Genomic DNA, 213 nt, shown 5'->3' with positions numbered 1-213 from the left:
CCGAGACGCCGAACCCCTCCGAGCCGTCGATACCCAGGATGGCGAGGACGTTCAGCGCCTGCCCGCCCTCGACGTGGTCGATGACGGTGCCGTCGCGGATCTTCGAGACGCGGAGCTCGTGCTCGCTCATCGGTCCACCTCCGCCCCCCCGTCGCCGTCGGGAGTCGCGTTCTCCAAGAGGGTGTCGAGCAGCGCCATCCGCACGGGGATCCC

General features: G+C 70.4%; 1 protein-coding gene. It reads right to left on the bottom strand.

Annotation, left to right across the window (positions count from 1 at the left end; translation table 11 throughout):
• A partial coding sequence (locus EXE44_RS19890) for an aspartate carbamoyltransferase regulatory subunit (RefSeq protein WP_199241320.1) occupies positions 1–130 on the bottom strand: 130 nt, incomplete at its 3' end.
• Positions 131–213 lie beyond the last annotated feature (83 nt).

Origin of the sequence: Halorubrum sp. SS7 (assembly GCF_005435055.1) — an archaeon.
GTDB lineage: Archaea > Halobacteriota > Halobacteria > Halobacteriales > Haloferacaceae > Halorubrum > Halorubrum salinarum.
Note: the sequence above shows the minus strand (reverse complement) of the source record. Positions and strands in the feature narration are given on the sequence as shown.